The sequence below is a fragment of the Nitrososphaera sp. genome (genome assembly GCF_036397675.1).
GTDB lineage: Archaea > Thermoproteota > Nitrososphaeria > Nitrososphaerales > Nitrososphaeraceae > Nitrososphaera.
This window is the reverse complement of the sequence record NZ_DASWIL010000038.1, coordinates 79,885-95,297: the sequence shown is the minus strand read 5'-3', so window position 1 is coordinate 95,297 and position 15,413 is coordinate 79,885. Positions and strand designations below refer to the sequence as shown.

At 55.6% G+C, this 15,413-nt stretch carries 20 protein-coding genes; 13 read left to right on the top strand and 7 right to left on the bottom strand.

Annotated features, from left to right (window positions below):
- Positions 1-190, top strand: a 190-nt coding sequence (locus VGA14_RS09265) for a hypothetical protein (RefSeq protein ID WP_331003474.1), incomplete at its 5' end; no start/stop codon positions are given.
- Position 191: 1 nt separating this feature from the next.
- On the opposite strand, the gene VGA14_RS09260 is transcribed toward VGA14_RS09265, so the two are convergent.
- Positions 192-1,025 carry a hypothetical protein gene (locus tag VGA14_RS09260; protein WP_331003473.1) on the bottom strand — a complete coding sequence of 278 codons (834 nt, stop codon included), beginning with the start codon at positions 1,023-1,025 and terminating at the stop codon, positions 192-194.
- 161 nt (positions 1,026-1,186) lie between these two features.
- On the opposite strand from VGA14_RS09260, the gene VGA14_RS09255 reads away from it, so the two are divergent.
- From VGA14_RS09255 to VGA14_RS09240, 4 genes are read left to right on the top strand one after another with little or no spacing between them, the layout of a single operon-like run.
- Positions 1,187-2,542 carry a nucleotide sugar dehydrogenase gene (locus VGA14_RS09255; protein WP_331003472.1) on the top strand — a complete coding sequence of 452 codons (1,356 nt, stop codon included), beginning with the start codon at positions 1,187-1,189 and terminating at the stop codon, positions 2,540-2,542.
- Positions 2,543-2,575: 33 nt separating this feature from the next.
- Complete coding sequence (gene mtnA / locus VGA14_RS09250; RefSeq protein WP_331003471.1) at positions 2,576-3,622, top strand: S-methyl-5-thioribose-1-phosphate isomerase; 1,047 nt, start codon at positions 2,576-2,578, stop codon at positions 3,620-3,622.
- Positions 3,623-3,662: 40 nt separating this feature from the next.
- A complete protein-coding gene (locus VGA14_RS09245) occupies positions 3,663-4,265 on the top strand; it encodes a PqqD family peptide modification chaperone (protein ID WP_331003470.1) in 603 nt (200 codons plus the stop codon).
- Positions 4,265-4,834 carry a methyltransferase domain-containing protein gene (locus tag VGA14_RS09240; RefSeq protein ID WP_331003469.1) on the top strand — a complete coding sequence of 190 codons (570 nt, stop codon included), beginning with the start codon at positions 4,265-4,267 and terminating at the stop codon, positions 4,832-4,834. The genes VGA14_RS09245 and VGA14_RS09240 overlap by 1 nt, the downstream gene beginning before the upstream one ends.
- Here the strand turns inward: VGA14_RS09240 and VGA14_RS09235 are convergent.
- Genes VGA14_RS09235 through VGA14_RS09225 form a run of 3 tightly spaced genes read right to left on the bottom strand, consistent with a single transcriptional unit; the run spans position 4,824 to position 7,130 of the window.
- Complete coding sequence (locus VGA14_RS09235) at positions 4,824-5,210, bottom strand: hypothetical protein (RefSeq protein ID WP_331003468.1); 387 nt, start codon at positions 5,208-5,210, stop codon at positions 4,824-4,826. The two genes, VGA14_RS09240 and VGA14_RS09235, sit on opposite strands and share 11 nt — an antisense overlap.
- Complete coding sequence (locus tag VGA14_RS09230) at positions 5,207-6,685, bottom strand: glycine--tRNA ligase (RefSeq protein ID WP_331003467.1); 1,479 nt, start codon at positions 6,683-6,685, stop codon at positions 5,207-5,209. Before VGA14_RS09230 ends, VGA14_RS09235 begins: the two co-directional genes overlap by 4 nt.
- A 37-nt stretch (positions 6,686-6,722) precedes the next feature.
- Positions 6,723-7,130: an ester cyclase gene (locus tag VGA14_RS09225; protein WP_331003466.1), complete on the bottom strand. Its 408-nt coding sequence runs from the start codon at positions 7,128-7,130 to the stop codon at positions 6,723-6,725.
- A 62-nt stretch (positions 7,131-7,192) separates the two neighbouring features.
- On the opposite strand from VGA14_RS09225, the gene VGA14_RS09220 reads away from it, so the two are divergent.
- Positions 7,193-8,371, top strand: a complete 1,179-nt coding sequence (locus tag VGA14_RS09220; RefSeq protein ID WP_331003465.1) for an aminotransferase class I/II-fold pyridoxal phosphate-dependent enzyme — start codon at positions 7,193-7,195, stop codon at positions 8,369-8,371.
- On the opposite strand, the gene pspAA is transcribed toward VGA14_RS09220, so the two are convergent.
- From pspAA to npdG, 3 genes are all read right to left on the bottom strand, one after another.
- Positions 8,368-8,766: a PspA-associated protein PspAA gene (pspAA, locus tag VGA14_RS09215; protein ID WP_331003464.1), complete on the bottom strand. Its 399-nt coding sequence runs from the start codon at positions 8,764-8,766 to the stop codon at positions 8,368-8,370. The genes VGA14_RS09220 and pspAA overlap by 4 nt on opposite strands.
- Before the next feature lie 184 nt (positions 8,767-8,950).
- Positions 8,951-9,262 (bottom strand): hypothetical protein, encoded by a 312-nt coding sequence (locus tag VGA14_RS09210; protein ID WP_331003463.1) that lies wholly within the window; start codon positions 9,260-9,262, stop codon positions 8,951-8,953.
- 31 nt (positions 9,263-9,293) lie between these two features.
- Positions 9,294-9,968, bottom strand: a complete 675-nt coding sequence (npdG, locus tag VGA14_RS09205) for an NADPH-dependent F420 reductase (protein WP_331003462.1) — start codon at positions 9,966-9,968, stop codon at positions 9,294-9,296.
- Between the two features lie 77 nt (positions 9,969-10,045).
- Here npdG and VGA14_RS09200 point away from each other — a divergent pair, with 77 nt between their 5' ends.
- The 7 genes from VGA14_RS09200 (at position 10,046) to VGA14_RS09170 (ending at position 15,398) form a co-directional block, all read left to right on the top strand.
- A complete protein-coding gene (locus VGA14_RS09200) occupies positions 10,046-10,669 on the top strand; it encodes a histidine phosphatase family protein (RefSeq protein ID WP_331003461.1) in 624 nt (207 codons plus the stop codon).
- Positions 10,670-10,713: 44 nt separating this feature from the next.
- Positions 10,714-10,971, top strand: coding sequence for a heme transporter CcmC (locus VGA14_RS09195; RefSeq protein ID WP_331003460.1), 258 nt, complete (start codon positions 10,714-10,716; stop codon positions 10,969-10,971).
- A complete protein-coding gene (locus VGA14_RS09190; protein ID WP_331003459.1) occupies positions 10,972-11,472 on the top strand; it encodes a hypothetical protein in 501 nt (166 codons plus the stop codon). It abuts the gene before it with no gap.
- Between the two features lie 62 nt (positions 11,473-11,534).
- Positions 11,535-13,058 carry a cytochrome c oxidase subunit I gene (locus VGA14_RS09185; protein ID WP_331003458.1) on the top strand — a complete coding sequence of 508 codons (1,524 nt, stop codon included), beginning with the start codon at positions 11,535-11,537 and terminating at the stop codon, positions 13,056-13,058.
- Positions 13,059-13,070: 12 nt separating this feature from the next.
- Positions 13,071-13,898, top strand: a complete 828-nt coding sequence (locus VGA14_RS09180) for a cupredoxin domain-containing protein (RefSeq protein WP_331003457.1) — start codon at positions 13,071-13,073, stop codon at positions 13,896-13,898.
- Positions 13,899-13,942: 44 nt separating this feature from the next.
- Positions 13,943-14,344: a COX15/CtaA family protein gene (locus VGA14_RS09175; RefSeq protein ID WP_331003456.1), complete on the top strand. Its 402-nt coding sequence runs from the start codon at positions 13,943-13,945 to the stop codon at positions 14,342-14,344.
- A 31-nt stretch (positions 14,345-14,375) separates the two neighbouring features.
- The gene (locus tag VGA14_RS09170; protein WP_331003455.1) at positions 14,376-15,398 is read left to right on the top strand and encodes a hypothetical protein; all 1,023 of its coding nucleotides are present in this window, start codon (positions 14,376-14,378) and stop codon (positions 15,396-15,398) included.
- The last annotated feature ends 15 nt before the right edge of the window (positions 15,399-15,413 follow it).

Sequence of the window (15,413 nt, the reverse complement as noted above, 5' to 3'; positions counted from 1 at the left end):
GGTCGGCTCTGGAAGGTACGCTAGCGGCCAGAAGCGCTGTCAGATCTGCGAGATATTCATCAAGTGGGACGGCCTCTGGTGCCCATGCTGCGGCTACAGGCTTCGCACGAAACCGAGGAACCTGAAGTACAAGGCAAAGCTCCGTGCCAAGGTGGCGCCGGCTCCGGTCCTCACGGTCCGCAAGAGATAATCTACGACAGGGCTTTTTTTGCAGCCCGAGACAGATTTTTTTGCAGCTTTTCAAGCCCCTGCTGGTCTGCCGAAAGGTCGAGCGCAAGCTGCGCCAGCTTGGCATACCTGCTGTGGAACGCATTGTTTTTTGACGCGAGGCTCTCGCAGGTAGCCCTGCCAAGAAAATAGTAGCAGTCTGCAAGCATGCTTTTTTCAAGCAGCCAGTCCGCCTTGGACTGCACGAGCCTGGAGTCATAGTCGCCGCTTTTCAGTTCCGCGACTGCCTTGACCGACCTTGCTATCGCCGGTCTGGTAGCCCGCTCTATCCCTATGCATTCAAGCGCCGCCTGGACGCCTTCTGCCATGCCAACAAGCTCGGTCTGCCTCACCTGCCCAAGCTCGTGGACAGGCATCGGCCTTGCGCCGGCAAGGGCGAGCGCTCCTCTGACAAACTTGTACGCCCCAGCCTTGAGCCACATGGAGGCAAGCAGCGGCTGCTTTGCGTCCTTCATCCTCTGCTGGTACATCAGCGACGTGACAAGGGCCCTTCTGCCAGAGGCGCGGAGCGCCTTTCCGCGCTTTTCCTGCGTCGCCTCTTTTACCCTGGAAGAAAGGGAAAACGACTTGGAATCTTTGATGATTTCCATGTCGCCAAATTCAAGAACGTGACTCTTTTCCACGTACATCAGCTCCACCGCGTGGTCACCGATCTGCACCACGCTGTTTGCGCCCGGCCCGAACAGCGCGACGTCGTACTCGCAGCAAGGGAACGGTTGTCCGCCCGCCATGCACCCTACCAAGGCCGAGGGGCCCGGGAGGCTCTTGACAAAGTCCCTCACCACTGCAGGGATCATGGTACAGTTGGCAGGAAGCTTTGGGCATTAAACCTGTCTGTGCTAGAGTCTTTGTGTAAAAAGTCGCCTGCTTGTTAAGAAAGTATCGGTAATAACTGACTTTTTACACATAGCCTGTCACAGACAAGAGTTTATAGCCGAAATCACATCCTGACATCGTCATGAAAAAGGGCGGGACCCAAACGAGCGCGGTTTCGGACCTTGCCGGCAGGATAAAGTCGGGCAACGCCAGGATAGCCGTCTACGGCCTTGGCCAGGTGGGCTCGCCCATTGCCGCCGTGTGGCTCAGGTTCGGCGCCCACGTAATCGGCGTTGACAAGTCGCCCCCGGTCCTCGCAAGTGCAAGAAAGGGCAGGACGCGCATACAAGAGCCGGGAGTCAGTGAGGCATTCTCAAAGGGCCTGAAGGAAAAGCGGTTTTCCGTTTACAACAACCCTGTAAAGGCGTCGCAGGATTCTGCGATAAAGATGATCTGCGTGCCCGTGCTCACTGCCGGCCAGTCGCTCTCTCCGGACCTCGGGTCAGTCAGTCAGGCGGCCTCGTCGATTGCAAAGGGGTTGAAAAAGGGCGACACGGTTGTTTTGAACCCGAGCGTGCCCCCGGGCACGTCAGAAGAAGCCCTGATTCCCGTGCTTGAAAAGGAGAGCGGCCTGAAAGTAGACCGGGACTTTTTCATGGTCTACAACCCGGAGCGGATCTACGAGGGCAGAGCCATCAAGGATATTGAAGATCATTATCCGGCAATCGTGTCGGGCGCCGGCCCGGCGAGCCTTGCGGCCGGCTCAAGGCTGTTCTCGCTTGTTTTCGGAAAAGGCGTAATTGCCGTGAGCAGCATGAGGACTGCGGAAGCAGAAAAACTCCTTGAAGGCGTCTACAGGGACGTCAACATCGCCCTAGCAAACGAGCTTGCGCTTTTCTGCGAAAAGGCGGGCGTGGACTTTTGGGAGGCACGAGAGGCGGCAAACTCGCAGCCCTTCTGCCACATTCACAGGCCCGGAGTCGGGGTCGGCGGGGCGTGTATACCTGTCTACCCCCAGTTTGTGCTGCATGCGGCAGAAATGGTCAAGGCAGAGTGCAAGATCACTAGGCTTGGTCGGAACGTGAACGACTCGATGCCCGCCTACTGCGTGAGGCAGGCCCTCGCTCTTCTCGGCGGCTTGGAGCCTTCCCATTGCACCGTCGCAATCCTGGGCCTTGCCTTTAGGGGGGGAGTCTCTGACACAAGGCTCTCGCCCAGCTATGTTGTCATCTCCGAGCTGAAAAAAGTCGGCGCGAAAGAGATCCGCGTGCACGACCCTGTGGTGAAAAGCGACCCCGCGCTGCCGGCCGAAGTCACGCTCACGCAGGACCTTGCAAAGGCGGTCAAGGGCGCCGATCTCGTGATTTTGTCTACAGACCACGCCGAGTACCGCAACCTTTCGCGCAAGGAGCTCGGCGACGCTCCGGTGTACGACGGCAGAGGTATGCTCGACAGAACAAAGTTTATCAAGTTTGCCTCGATAGGGCGCAGAACATAGGTTTAATACCGCCACGATTGGGAATTTTTCTGCTTGGCACGCAAGAACCTCAACCTTTTGCTGACAGTCGAATGGAAGGATCATGCAGTGGTCATGATAGACCAGACAAAGCTCCCAAACAAACTCGTTTACGTAAAGTGCACCGACTACCAACAGGTTGCAGACGCGATAAAGAAACTGGTAGTAAGGGGCGCGCCGGCAATCGGAGTCACCGCGGCGTTTGGGCTTGCGCTTGCCGCGCAGTCGAGCAAGGCCGGCACTCTTGCAGAACTTATGACCGACCTTGACGCCGCGTTTAAGGTGCTCAGGGCCACCAGGCCCACTGCCGTCAATCTCTTTTGGGCGCTAGAGCGGATAATGGCAAAGGCAAAGGGGGCCAAGAGGCTCGATTACGCCCGTAATGCTGTGCTCTCGGAAGCGAAAAAAATGTGGGAGGAGGATGTTCAGGCCAACAGGCAGATGGGAGCGTTTGGCGCAAGCCTGTTCCGGGACGGCGACGTGGTGATGACGCACTGCAACGCAGGATCGCTTGCGACTGTCGCGTACGGCACGGCACTTGGAGTCATACGCGCGGCCAGGGAGCAGGGCAAGCGCCTGAGTGTCATTGCAACGGAGACAAGGCCGGTCATGCAGGGGTCAAGGCTCACCGCGTTTGAACTTCAACACGACGGGGTGGACGTTTCGCTGATACCCGATACCGCGGTGGGGCATATGATGTCAAGGGGCGCTATAAAGCGCATCGTAGTTGGGGCCGACAGAGTGCTTCGCACCGGCCACGTTTTTAACAAGATTGGGACATACCAGGTGGCGACGCTTGCCAAAAGGCACAAGATCCCGTTCTACGTTGCGGCGCCGCTTTCGACTTTTGACTTTGAGAGCAGCCCGGAAGATGTGGTCATAGAGGAGCGCTCGGTAGACGAGGTCGTCAAGGTGGGCAGAAAGAGGGTGGCGCCAAAAGGCGTCAGGATATTCAACCCCGCGTTTGACATGACGCCTCCGGAGCTGATAACCGCCATCATCACGGAAAAGGGCGTGCTAAAGCCGCCCTTTGAAAAGAACCTGAAGGCGATGCTTGGCTAGACAAAGTATTTATCGTGTTGGCATCAACTTTATCACGCCCATGTCAACTGCAAAGCAGGTCACAGAGGACAAGGTTTACAGTGCGCTCCGCAAGTGCATGGACCCAGAGATCCCGGTAAACGTCGTGGATCTGGGCCTGATCTACGGAGTCAAGGTGGCCCAAGGCAAAGACGTTGACATCAAGATGACCATGACCACCCGGGGATGCCCGCTCCACGACACGCTTGTCAGCGATGTCAAGCGCTACGTGGGCAAGGTGCCGGGGATAGGCAGCATAAACGTCGAGATAGTGTGGGACCCGCCCTGGAGCCTCGAAAAGATGAACCCCGGAGTACGCGACCAGCTTGGCTTTGGAAAACCCAAGCTCCGCTTCCAGATTGACTATGAAAAGTCGATGCCCCTGAAGCAGGGCAGATTCATCAAGCAGGAGGACGGGTCGATGATCCTCGCAAACGAGAAGGAGCAGGGTTTCATGGTAAACGAAGCAATCGTCGAGTTCTGGAAGACCTGCGACGGCACCAAGACCATAACGCAACTTACAGACCAGTTCTCGGCCAAGCTTGGCATGCCTAGGCAGCAGGTGGAGCAGGAAGTCGTGCAGCTCGTCCAGCAGCTGCTCGAGTCAGAGCTTTTGAAGGCGTAATGTCCAAGCCCTTCATAGTTCCACCACATACGCGAACAATAGTGGAGCTTGGGATGGGCGACGGAAGGGTGCTGGGGGCGCTTGCAGAAAAAGACCCCGAGACCGTCTACATTGGCATCGAGCTTGACGAGGCGCAGTGCGCGCAGGCGAGGTCGCGGCTCAATCTGCAGAACGCCTTTGTAATACAGGGCTCGTTTGGAGACATCGTCCCCCGCTTCCCCGACGATTCGATAGACGGGTTTATCGCAATCCTGCCCGACCAGTCTTTCATCGACGAGAAAAAGGAGGGGCAGTGGCACCCATTTTACGAGGCGGTGCACGCCAAGCTGAAAAGGCCGGGGGCGTTCAGGCTCGTGACGGAGATGACAGATGAATTGCTGCAGCCTGTAGGCGACGATGCCGTTGACCTGTGGACTGTTTGGCTGGTGGAGACGTTCCGGTCGATGGGATTCAGGGTCGCCGAGCTGAAGGAAGGGTCGCCGGCGGAATATTCGTCGCGGTGCTTGGACCAGTTCCGTGGCGACCCAGAGCGAATAAGGATAATCACGGTTGACTTTGTCAAGTCCTGACCCTGTGCTTGAGCGTCGCATGTTCGTCCATGCAATCTCTGGAGCAGAACTCTGACTCGCAGCCGTCGCTTGCGCATGGCACGGGCTCGTGGCCGAATTTTTTGTTGCAGTACGTGCACCTTGACTCAAGGCCGGGGTAGTTGCGGTTCATGTAGGGGCCGCAGCTGTGCTTTTCCCGAAACCAGATCACCTCGAGGTTCATCCTTTCTGCATGCGTCAATACCATATCGTAGGCCTCGTAATAACCTGCCGCGTAGAACTGCCTTACAAGGGTCGAGCCTTCCGGCCTCTTGTCAGACGACGGGTTCCTGAAGGCGGCCAACCACTTTTCGGCAGGCAGGTCTTCCTCTTTTGCCTCCTCTTTCTTGCGCGTCATTTTATCAAAAGCGAGTCGCGCAGAAACTGCGCAAGGTCTGCCGCCTTGACGCGCACTTGCAGCATAGAGTCGCGGTAGCGCACCGTCACCGTGTCGTCCTGCATGGTAGTCTGGTCTATCGTAATGGCAAAGGGCGCGCCAGCCTCTTCAAGCCGCCGGTAGCGCCTTCCAATCGAGCCGGACTCGTCATAGAACGCGTCAAAGTCGCGCTTAAGGTCAGAGTGGATCTTGCGTGCCTTTTCGCCAAGGCCGTCTTTTGTCATCAACGGCAGTATCCCGACTAGCACCGGCGCCAAGTACGGTTTTAGCCTCAGGACGGTCCTCGTCTCGTCCTTTGCAGGCTCTTCGTAGTACGAGTGCTCCAAGATGGTGTAGATGCTCCTGTCAATGCCCATTGATAGCTCAAACACGTGCGGAAGAACCTTTTGCTGGTCAACAGGATCCACCACTTCGAGTTTTTCCTTGCTGATCTCTGCGTGCCCTTTCAGGTCATAGTCGGAGCGGTAGTTGCACGCCACAAGCTCGAGCCATCCTGTGCTCGTTTCAACTTCAAAGTCAAACGCGACCGACGCGTAGAATGCCTTTTCCTCGTCGGAGAGCCTCCTGAACCTGCTCCTTGAAATGTCGACGCCGGTTTTTTCGTAAAATTCCGTGAGGAGCGCAAGGTAGTACGCGACCAGCTTGCTAGGGATGAGGCCCTTTGCCACTGCTTCATCCGCAGTGACTGCAGTCACCGTTCCGTCGCCATCCTTGAACAATCGTAACGTCGTGCCCTTGACTTCGTCAAATCTGGGCATGTCGTCAAGGCGCTTTGGGTTGCAGAACACTTCAATCTCTGCCTGGTAGAACTCGCGAAGTCGAAGAAGGCTCTGCCTTGGAGCTATCTCGTTTCGAAACGACTTGCCCACCTGCGCGATGCCAAGCGGCAACCTGCCGCGCATGGTCTTGAACACGCGGGAAAAATCAACAAAGATGGACTGGCAGGTCTCAGGGCGCAAGTACGCCTCTTCGCCTGCAGGCCCTATTCCAACTCGGAACATCATGTTGAACCTGCTGACGGCTCCAAAGTCGCCCTTGCAGTTCGGGCACTTCAGGTCGTGAGTCTTCAAGAGCGCATCCATATCTTCATTTGAGAGCCTCTCCGGCACACGCTGACCGGTCTTTTCCTCGATGAACCTGTCTGCGCGAAAGATAGAGTTGCACTTTGTGCACTTTATTATGGGGTCCGTAAAGTTGCTGATGTGGCCGGACGCGACAAAGACGCTCTTGCTCATTATCTGGCAGCCGTCGACTTCCATCATGCCGTCCCGGCGCACGAGCTCCCGGCGCCAGAGGTCGATGAACTTGTTCTTTATGGCGACGCCTGTGGGCCCGTACTCCCAGAACCCAGCAGGCGCGTCGTGGTAAATCTCGCAACTCGGAAAGTATAAACCCCGCTCAAGGGCCAGCTTCATTACCTTGTCGTAGTCTGACATTTGACACAAGCAGGGTGCGCTGACATGCTTTTTATTGTTACTTTGTGCCCAGCTGCTGCATGAGAGACAGCATGTCCGCCACGTTCCAGCGCTCAACGCATTTGTCGCCGACAAAGCGCAGGATGGTCATGCCCGTTACTTCAACGCGCTTGCCAGTCGCCGGAACGCCCATGAACTCGCCCTGATGCGTCGCAGTGAACGCGTACATCGTTGCGACCCTGTCGCCCTGCGCCACCACGTTGCTCAGCTCAAGCCGGCCGTCCGGGAACGCCTTCCACAGCCCGCTGTAGAACGCCTTCAACCCCGCCATGCCCGGGAGCAGACCTGCGGGAAAGCCGTGGAGCAACACGTTTTCGTCGTACAAGTCAAAGTACCCTGTCCTGTTATCTTTATTGTTGAACGCGTCTATCGCGCGCTTGACGGCCGGCCCGATTTCTGAAGACATGAGATGGTAAACAGTACCGTGATACATAACAATTTATCTCGGTAGGGCACCCAAGCTTGCAATTGAAAGTCTCCGACAGGACACACGGCGTCGAGTACGCGATTCGCGATATCACGGCCTTCGCCAACAAGTACTTGGCGCAGGGCAAGGAGATAATCTACCTTAACATAGGCGACCCAGTCAAGTTCGACTTCAAGACGCCCGACCACATAAAAAAGGCGCTAGTAGACGCCGTGAACCGTGACGAGAACTTTTATGCTGATTCAGAGGGGCTGCCGGAGCTTCGCAAGGCCATCGTAGAAAAAGAGTCGGAGAAAGGCCTCTCCGTGACTGAAGATGATGTTATTGTGACAAACGGCGTGTCGGAGGGCCTGGACATGACACTCGCGTCTATAGTCGACCCGAACAGCGAGGTGCTTATGCCCGGCCCATATTACCCACCGTATGCGTCGTACGCCAAATTTTACGGAGGAAAACCCGTCGAGTTCCACCTGCACGACGACGGCCGGCCCGACCTTGAGGACCTGCGCAAAAAGATAACTCCCCGCTCAAGGGCCCTCTGCATCATCAGCCCGAATAACCCCACCGGCGAGGTGTTCGACAGAAAAAGCCTGCAGCAATTGATAGACATCGCGACGGAGCATGACCTCTACGTCATATGTGACGAGATATATGACAGGATAACCTTTGACTCGCAGTTCACCGGCATAGGCAAGGTGGCCAAGGACGCACCGGTGGTTCTGTTGAACGGCTTTTCCAAGGCCTATCTGATGACCGGGTGGCGTTGCGGCTACATCTGCATGAACAGCCAGTCAAGGAAACTCGATCAGTTCAGGGAGGACGTGCCCAAGCTTGCAAGGGTCAGGATAGCCTCGAATCTGCCAGTACAGCATGCAGCAATCCAGGCATTGAGGGGGCCACAGGATCACATACCGGCAATGGTCGACGAGCTGCGCAAGCGGCGCGACTATGTGTTAAAGCGGCTGGCCGGTATGGGGATACAGTGCAGGAGTCCCCGCGGCGCGTTCTACGCGTTTCCGAAAATAGACCTCCGGGGCCGTTGGAAGGACGACAAGCAATTTGTCATTGATCTCTTGAACAGCACCGGCGTGCTGACCGTGCATGGCTCGGGCTTTGGCTCGACCTACGGTTCTGATCATTTCCGCATAGTCTACCTTGCCAAGGAAGATGTCCTTGAAAAGGCAATGGACAGGCTAGAGGGCTTTTTGCGCATGGCCTAGTTCGGTATTACTCCCTCGCCCCTGAACAGCTTTTTGGCTTCATCAACGGGCAGGTCGGCGCTTGGCAGTATGATGTCAGACCTCACTATCTCTCCACGCTCGACTGCCTTGCCGCGCTTTGCGGCAACGTGGTTGAGCTCGGCAAGCATGGCCCGAAATTCGCCGTCGTCTGCCTTTTCGCTTGCGACCAGCTCCACCAGCGAGTCGTCTATGGCGTTGAGCTTCTTGAGCGTGACTGAATCAATGTAGAATTGGCCTTGGCCCATTATCCGGACAACTTTTTTCATGCCAGCGGAAGGCGTTTCCTTGCGAACCCGCGCAACCTTTCGGACTTTTCTTGTAGTTTTCGTTTTTCCTGCTGCCTTGGCCTTTGATTTCGCGTGCTTTTTCTTCATAATCCGGACTTTTTCTCCAGCTTGTACTGCATCATGCAATCCCTGACTTTAACTTTGCTAATTCCTTCTCAAAACGGCCCGAAAATGCGAAATTCTTTTATTTAAGTGAGATTTCTCGATTTTTTGATAGGGAATTTATATAATATTGAGAGCATATTATTCGACAATCGACTTATTTTAGAAATTATTTGTTGAACCTGCGCCATTCGTGCTCGTCGGGCGGCCCATACTCCTCCTTCTTTTTGAAATATCCCCAGTAAAGCAGGAACCCGCCTATCGCAAACATGGCAAGCACGAATTTTTCGTTAGTAAGTTCTGCGTTTACAAAATTGTCGAAAAAGATCTGCGTGCCGCTTTCCACCAAACCAGACGCCGCTCCAAGGCTGTAAAGCACAAGGTTCCTTATCGCGATTATTCCTGCGGCTACAAAGAACAGTATGCCCATCGCGGACATCCAGTTGTGCCCGCGCCCCGGCCCTCGCTCCTGCCGCCGCATGGTCTTATGCCAACACCAGTGCTCATAACGTTTACGTCAGTTTCACGCCGGGGTGCTTCATCTTGTTGTGCTTGGCGGCGTTTAAGAGCATTGGGGTGAGTACCTCTGCTTGGTAGGTGAGTGAGAGCGGCCCCAGGTAGATGGGCCTCAAGCCCTGTATTTCTGACACGAGCTCGCTCAGCTTTGCGACGACATTTGCGTCGTCGCCGCAGATGAACGTGTCTGCGTCGAGGCCCGCGCCGACGTTTTTCAGCTTTACTTCAGATATCGTGTGGAAAGCAGAAACGACCCTTGATCTTGGCGCCATTTTCTCGGCGACAAGTTCGGCTGCCGGCTTTTTGCCATGCTCGATAGGTATGTAGACAAAGCCGCTATCCGTCCGTGTCATGGGGACGATTGGCGACACCACTATGCAGTCGCTTTTTGCCCGCGCCGCCAGTTTCGAACACATGTCGTCGATGAACTCGTACGGGATTGAAAGTATGAGCACATCAGAGTTTTTTGCAAGGGAGATGTTGTCGTCGCCGGTGATGCTCCCGGCGATCGAGCTGCCATACGCCTGCTTTGCAGCGTTTGCATAGTTTGCGGCTGCCTCCTGCGCCTTCTTTGCCTCCCTCGAGCCAACGATAACGTCATGCTTGACACACCACCTGAGGGCAAAGCCCTCGCCCATGCCGCCGGTGCCGCCTACTATTCCAATGTTCATGTACCCGGTTGCGAGAAGTTTGAATATTAACTTTCACATTGTAAATAATTAAGTAGCGGCCAGGCAACTCCATCCCTGTGCGGCTAGTCATCTTTATGCGCCACGGGCAGGCCGACAACAACGTCAACCGCATGCTCGTAGGCCGCCACCTGGAGTCGCACTTGACTGAATTCGGCAGGGAGCAGGTGGCCGACGCGGCGAAGCAGCTGAAAAACGTCCCCATAGACAAGGTGGTAGTGTCGCCTGTCATGCGCGCGCTGGAAACTGCAGAGATTGTCTGCGATGCCGTCGGGGCCTGCTACGAAGTTGACGAGCGCCTGTACGAAATAGAGCTTGGTAAGCTGGTGGGGATGAACTATGAAGAAGTAGTGACAAAGTACGGCAACCTATTTTTGAAGTTCTACGCCGAGCACGACCCGGTCCTTGAGAGCTTTGGGGTCGAGCCTTTTCTGGAAGTGAAGAGACGGGTCAAGAGCCTGCTCGACGAAGTCGCCCACAGGCACGCGGACAGGAACGTGCTGTGCGTCACGCACCTTGATCCAATAAAGGCCGCGATTTCTACTCTTTTGGATCTAAAGCCGGAGGCGCTCTACCGGTGGCACATCCGCAACGCGTCGATGACTATTTTGAAACAGGAAAGCAGAGAGTATTCTCTTTCGGGCGTCAATGTGATGGCGATGCACCGCTACCCGCATGAATAAACTCCCAAAACCTTAAATAACATATCTTGTCCAAATCGACGCGTATGGGAATCTCTCTACGGCATGCCGTACTCCTGATCGTTCCCGTGGTAGTCTTTTCTATAATTCAGCCTGTGTTCGCGCAAGAGTCAGACAATATAATCATCAATCGCGTTGAGGTGTGGGGCCTGTTCTACAAGGGCATGGTAGTCGCGTTCACCATAGGCGCAGTCATCATGGGCGTTATCGCTTATGTCGTTTTCCGTTTCCGCGAGTCAAACCCCAAGAACATTCCGAGGGGTCCGCAGGAGGGACACCGCTAGATGGGCCACGGGATGATAGAGTGGGTCTACGTCGGCGTCGTCATCATGCTCTTGGTGTATCTTGGCGCCGCGGCTTGGGACGTCGAGCGTCTCCTAGACCACCCTCCAAAGGACTCAAAGGTGGTGAGGGTCATCGCCCAGCAATGGTTCTGGACCTTTGAGCACGAGGATGGGACTCGGGAGGTAGGCGAGCTCCACCTCCAAAAGGGCGTCCCGTACAAGTTCGAGGTCACCGCAAGGGACGTGAATCACGCCTTCAACATACCTGACCTGACAGTTCTCATAGACGCCATACCCGGCAGGATAAACACCGTCTGGGTCATGCCTGATGCAACCGGCGAGTACCTTATCCAGTGTAGGGAATATTGCGGCTTTAGCCATTACCAGATGCGTGCCAAGCTGATCGTTGAAGAGGGAGTATCAAACGTTAGCGCTAACATAGACGCAAAGGATATACCGGTCGTTCTGCCAGAGACAAAAGCAGCGGTCGTGAGCAACTAGATGATTGCCAAAATCCTTTTATTTGCAACGAGCGGCATAAAGCAGCAAGCGAGGGATTTTGATTGGTTCTAGAAGTTAAGAAACCTCGTCCAATGTGGGAGATACTCTTTTCGACCCACCACACAGACATCGGGCTTCTCTACATCATACTCAGCCTCGTAGCCTTCATGATAGGAGGCGCGCTTGCGCTTGTCATACGCACAGAGCTTTTCCTGCCCGGCGCGCAGATAATCACCGACCCGAACACCTTCCACAGGATCTTCACCACCCACGGGACCAACATGCTATTCTTGTGGCTGCTCCCCTTTGCGGCCGGCGTGGGCAACTACCTGATCCCCATAATGGTCAAGTACAAGGACATGGCCTGGCCGAAGCTGAATGCAGTCGCGTTCTGGATGATACCAGTAGGCATGGCCTTGGTCTGGCTTGGCATGGCCGACTTTACCTGGTACGCGACCCCCCCGTACTCCATCCTGAGGGCGCCCGGGCCGGCGGCCGAGATGTGGATATTCGGACTCAAGATACTCGGACTTTCGTCCATACTTGGGGCCATCAACTTTATCGTGACAATACTAAAGATGAAGCACCCTGACCTGCCGCTCATGAAGACCTCGCTGTTTGTCTGGGGCACGCTTGTCACGTCAATCATGATACTCGTCGCGCTGCCGACATTCACAGCCGCGCTCATCATGCTGTTTACGGACAGGCTTGGCGTCAGCGGGTTCTTTAACCCCAACATGGGAGGCGATCCCATAGCGTACCAGCACCTGTTCTGGTTCACGTTCCACCCTGAGGTGTACATATTTGCGATACCTGCCATCGGCATGGCGTACGAGTTGATACCTAGGTTTGCAAGAAAGCCGCTGTTCAGCTACCAATCAGGGGTTACGGCGTTCGTACTCCTGGCCATAGTCGCGTTTGCATCATGGGCGCACCACATGTACGCGACAGGCATGGACTTTACGATGAAGACCACGTTCATGGTAGGTACGCTCGCAGCAGTGCCTGCGTCTGCCCTGCACGTCTTTAACTGGATAGCCACGATGTGGGGAGGCAGGATCAAGTTCTCGACTCCGATGTCGTTCGTGGTGGGCGGCCTGGTGTTGTTCTTCTACGCGGGAGCTGGAGGAGTGGTTAACTCCATGATGCCGCTCGACTTTCTCACGCACGACAGCTACTGGGTCGTGGGACACTTCCACCTGTTCGTCATGGGCCTCATCACGTTCGCATTCCTCGGCATGATACACTACCTGTTCCCGCTGATAACCGGCAGGATGTACAACGAGAGGGTTGGCATGATCACATTCTGGCTGCTGTTCGTGGGCGTGTCCATGGTGTTCCTCACGCAGCATGTGCTGGGACTCTACGGTCAGCCAAGGAGGGTCTTCGACTACGTGCCGGTGGAGCCGCTGATAATCATGAACCAGATAGCGACAGTTGGGGCGATGATCTCAGGCTCCGGAGCCGCGCTGTTCATGGCCAACATGATCTACAGCGCCGGAAAGGGCAAGCCTGCAGACATGCGCGACCCGTTTAAACTGGGCGAACAGTACTTCGACTACACGCGGAAGGAGCCGCACCACTAGGGGGCCCTGAAAATGACAGAGCATGAACACGGAGAGGAGCCAGTGGTGTTGACCTCGCCGGGAAGGATGGCGAGGGGCATTATAATAGTGGCAGTTACGCTTGCGATAGGCGCGGCGGTAGTCGTGACGCAGTTTGAGAACTTTTTCTCAAACGCGCCGCCCGTGACAAGGCTCCAGACTGGCCCCCCGCCTCCTCCACCGCCTCCAGCTGCAGGCGTCACGACGATAGCGATACTTGCCGGCGCGGCTGGGCAGGGCAACCCGGATTACGATCCCGACGATGACGCGACCGTGCCCATGGGCAACAAGGTCGTGTGGATCAACCATGACAACGTCCCGCACACCGCGACTTCGGGCACAGGCACAGACGACCAAGACTCGGGCGTGCTCTTTGACACGGGCATCGTAAACGACGGCGAGTCGTCAGACGAGATAGAGATTGACGGCGAAGTGGGCGATACAATCCCATATTACTGCTTCATTCACCCCTATATGATCTCGCAGCTGACGATAGTAGAGGCAGAAGAAGGTGGAGGTTCAGGACCGACGCTGACTATACTTTTAGGCTCTTCAGTTCAGGGCAACCCAGACTATAACCCCGACCCGATGACCGTAACTGCTGGCGACGTGATAACGGTCTTTAATGCAGACAACATCCCACACACGGTAACATCTGGCACGGGACCTTCTGACCCTGACACGGGGGCACTGTTTGATTCCAGCATACTCAACGGAGGGGATACAGCCACGATAAATACAGCGGGACTCGGCGCAAGAGAATACGACTACTATTGCATCATCCATTCGTACATGACTGGCAAGCTGCAAGTGACAGAATGATCCTGAGATCGCTCTCATTTACAACTCTCGCCGTCCTCTTTTCTTTGATTTTTATTGGTGGTTACGTCAGCGCGTCGGGAGTCGGGCTCACGTGCCCCGATTGGCCGCTGTGCCCACAGGGGTTCTTGCCACACGAAGATTTCATCATAGAATACATACACAGGTCGGTGGCCGCAACCACAGGCCTCCTTGTAATGGCAACTGCGGCGTTTGTCCTAAAGTCAAAGGACGCGCCCAGAGGAATGAAGATAGCATCGCTGATAGCCACCGGCGCGGTAATAGGCCAGATAGCACTTGGCGCAGTCGTCATAGTTGAGCGTCTGCACTCATTACTGGTCACCGCGCACCTAGGACTGGGCCTAGTGCTGTTTTCGATGGTGCTCATGACGGTGGTTTACTCGCACAGGATGCCCGCGAAAATGGCCGTCCCCGCCGTAAGGGATTAGGTTTATACTTTCAATCGATGGCTTTACCCACGTGGCTCCGTGGCCGTTCCTGCTGGCTGTTGCGGCTCTTCTTGCGTTTTCAGCGCCGCAAGTGTTTGCCCATCTTGACCACCTTCCGCACTACAACGGGATGCAGAGGGGTGTAGAAGACTACATCATCCACCAAGCGCTAGAGCCGGAATACGCCGGGCCGGGCCAGCTGACCGCCATAATCTTCAGCATCCAAGACTACGACGGAAACGACGTTCGTGATGTCGAGACTATGGCCGAGATCTATTCAAGCACGGGTGAGCGCGTAAAGGCGTTCCCCTGGACAAAGCACGACGTCGGCGATTTTACGCTCTACTACACGTTCCCGCAGGCCGGCAACTACCACCTCATATTCAGCGTGGCAAACGGCCCCGTCAACTCCAACTCAATCGACTCCCCGAGGGGCACGCTCTTGAGCACACTTGGCTGCAACTGCGAGCGCGTGGTCTCTAACCTCAACATCTCGGTGAGTTTTGGCGACATATTCACATACACGGTGCTTGGCGCCATCTTTGTGCCGCTTGGCGGCCTCGGCTCGGTATTGTGGCTCAGCTACCGGAAAAAGAGGAACATAGGCCAGCTGCGCGACACAAGCGAGATAATAAAATACGCGGTGATGCTCTCCGCGGTCGGCGGCGGCATAGTGCACTTTGCCGTGTTTTCAGAGCACGCCTCGCTCAGACTAGAGTATCCGATATTCCTGATTACGGCAGGTGGCATGCAGGTGAGCTACGGCATGCTCTACATCATGCTGACCCTAAAGTCGGAAACAGGCCTAGAGAAATCGCAGTACTACCGCAAGACGGTTGCGCTCAACCTTTTCGGCATGGCCGGGACCGCGATACTGGTCGGGCTCTACACGTATTCTGTCATACTCCCGCCGCCGCTCTCGCCTACCAACCAGCCTGAGGCAGTGTCTATCGCAGGGATACTTGCAAAATCGGTCGAAGTGTTCCTGGTAGGCGGCATAATCTACCTGATGCGGTACGAGAAAAAGAAGCTGCAGGCGCAGGTAACCCAGTAAGACATAAAACCCCCT

Excerpts from the sequence above, each read along its gene's own strand:
- VGA14_RS09260 (WP_331003473.1), bottom strand. The coding sequence starts at position 1,025 with ATGATCCCTGCAGTGGTGAGGGACTTTGTCAAGAGCCTCCCGGGCCCC.
- VGA14_RS09255 (WP_331003472.1), top strand. The coding sequence starts at position 1,187 with ATGAAAAAGGGCGGGACCCAAACGAGCGCGGTTTCGGACCTTGCCGGC.
- VGA14_RS09245 (WP_331003470.1), top strand. The coding sequence starts at position 3,663 with ATGTCAACTGCAAAGCAGGTCACAGAGGACAAGGTTTACAGTGCGCTC.
- VGA14_RS09240 (WP_331003469.1), top strand. The coding sequence starts at position 4,265 with ATGTCCAAGCCCTTCATAGTTCCACCACATACGCGAACAATAGTGGAG.
- VGA14_RS09235 (WP_331003468.1), bottom strand. The coding sequence starts at position 5,210 with ATGACGCGCAAGAAAGAGGAGGCAAAAGAGGAAGACCTGCCTGCCGAA.
- VGA14_RS09230 (WP_331003467.1), bottom strand. The coding sequence starts at position 6,685 with ATGTCAGACTACGACAAGGTAATGAAGCTGGCCCTTGAGCGGGGTTTA.
- VGA14_RS09225 (WP_331003466.1), bottom strand. The coding sequence starts at position 7,130 with ATGTCTTCAGAAATCGGGCCGGCCGTCAAGCGCGCGATAGACGCGTTC.
- pspAA (WP_331003464.1), bottom strand. The coding sequence starts at position 8,766 with ATGAAGAAAAAGCACGCGAAATCAAAGGCCAAGGCAGCAGGAAAAACG.
- VGA14_RS09210 (WP_331003463.1), bottom strand. The coding sequence starts at position 9,262 with ATGCGGCGGCAGGAGCGAGGGCCGGGGCGCGGGCACAACTGGATGTCC.
- npdG (WP_331003462.1), bottom strand. The coding sequence starts at position 9,968 with ATGAACATTGGAATAGTAGGCGGCACCGGCGGCATGGGCGAGGGCTTT.
- VGA14_RS09195 (WP_331003460.1), top strand. The coding sequence starts at position 10,714 with ATGGGAATCTCTCTACGGCATGCCGTACTCCTGATCGTTCCCGTGGTA.
- VGA14_RS09190 (WP_331003459.1), top strand. The coding sequence starts at position 10,972 with ATGGGCCACGGGATGATAGAGTGGGTCTACGTCGGCGTCGTCATCATG.
- VGA14_RS09180 (WP_331003457.1), top strand. The coding sequence starts at position 13,071 with ATGACAGAGCATGAACACGGAGAGGAGCCAGTGGTGTTGACCTCGCCG.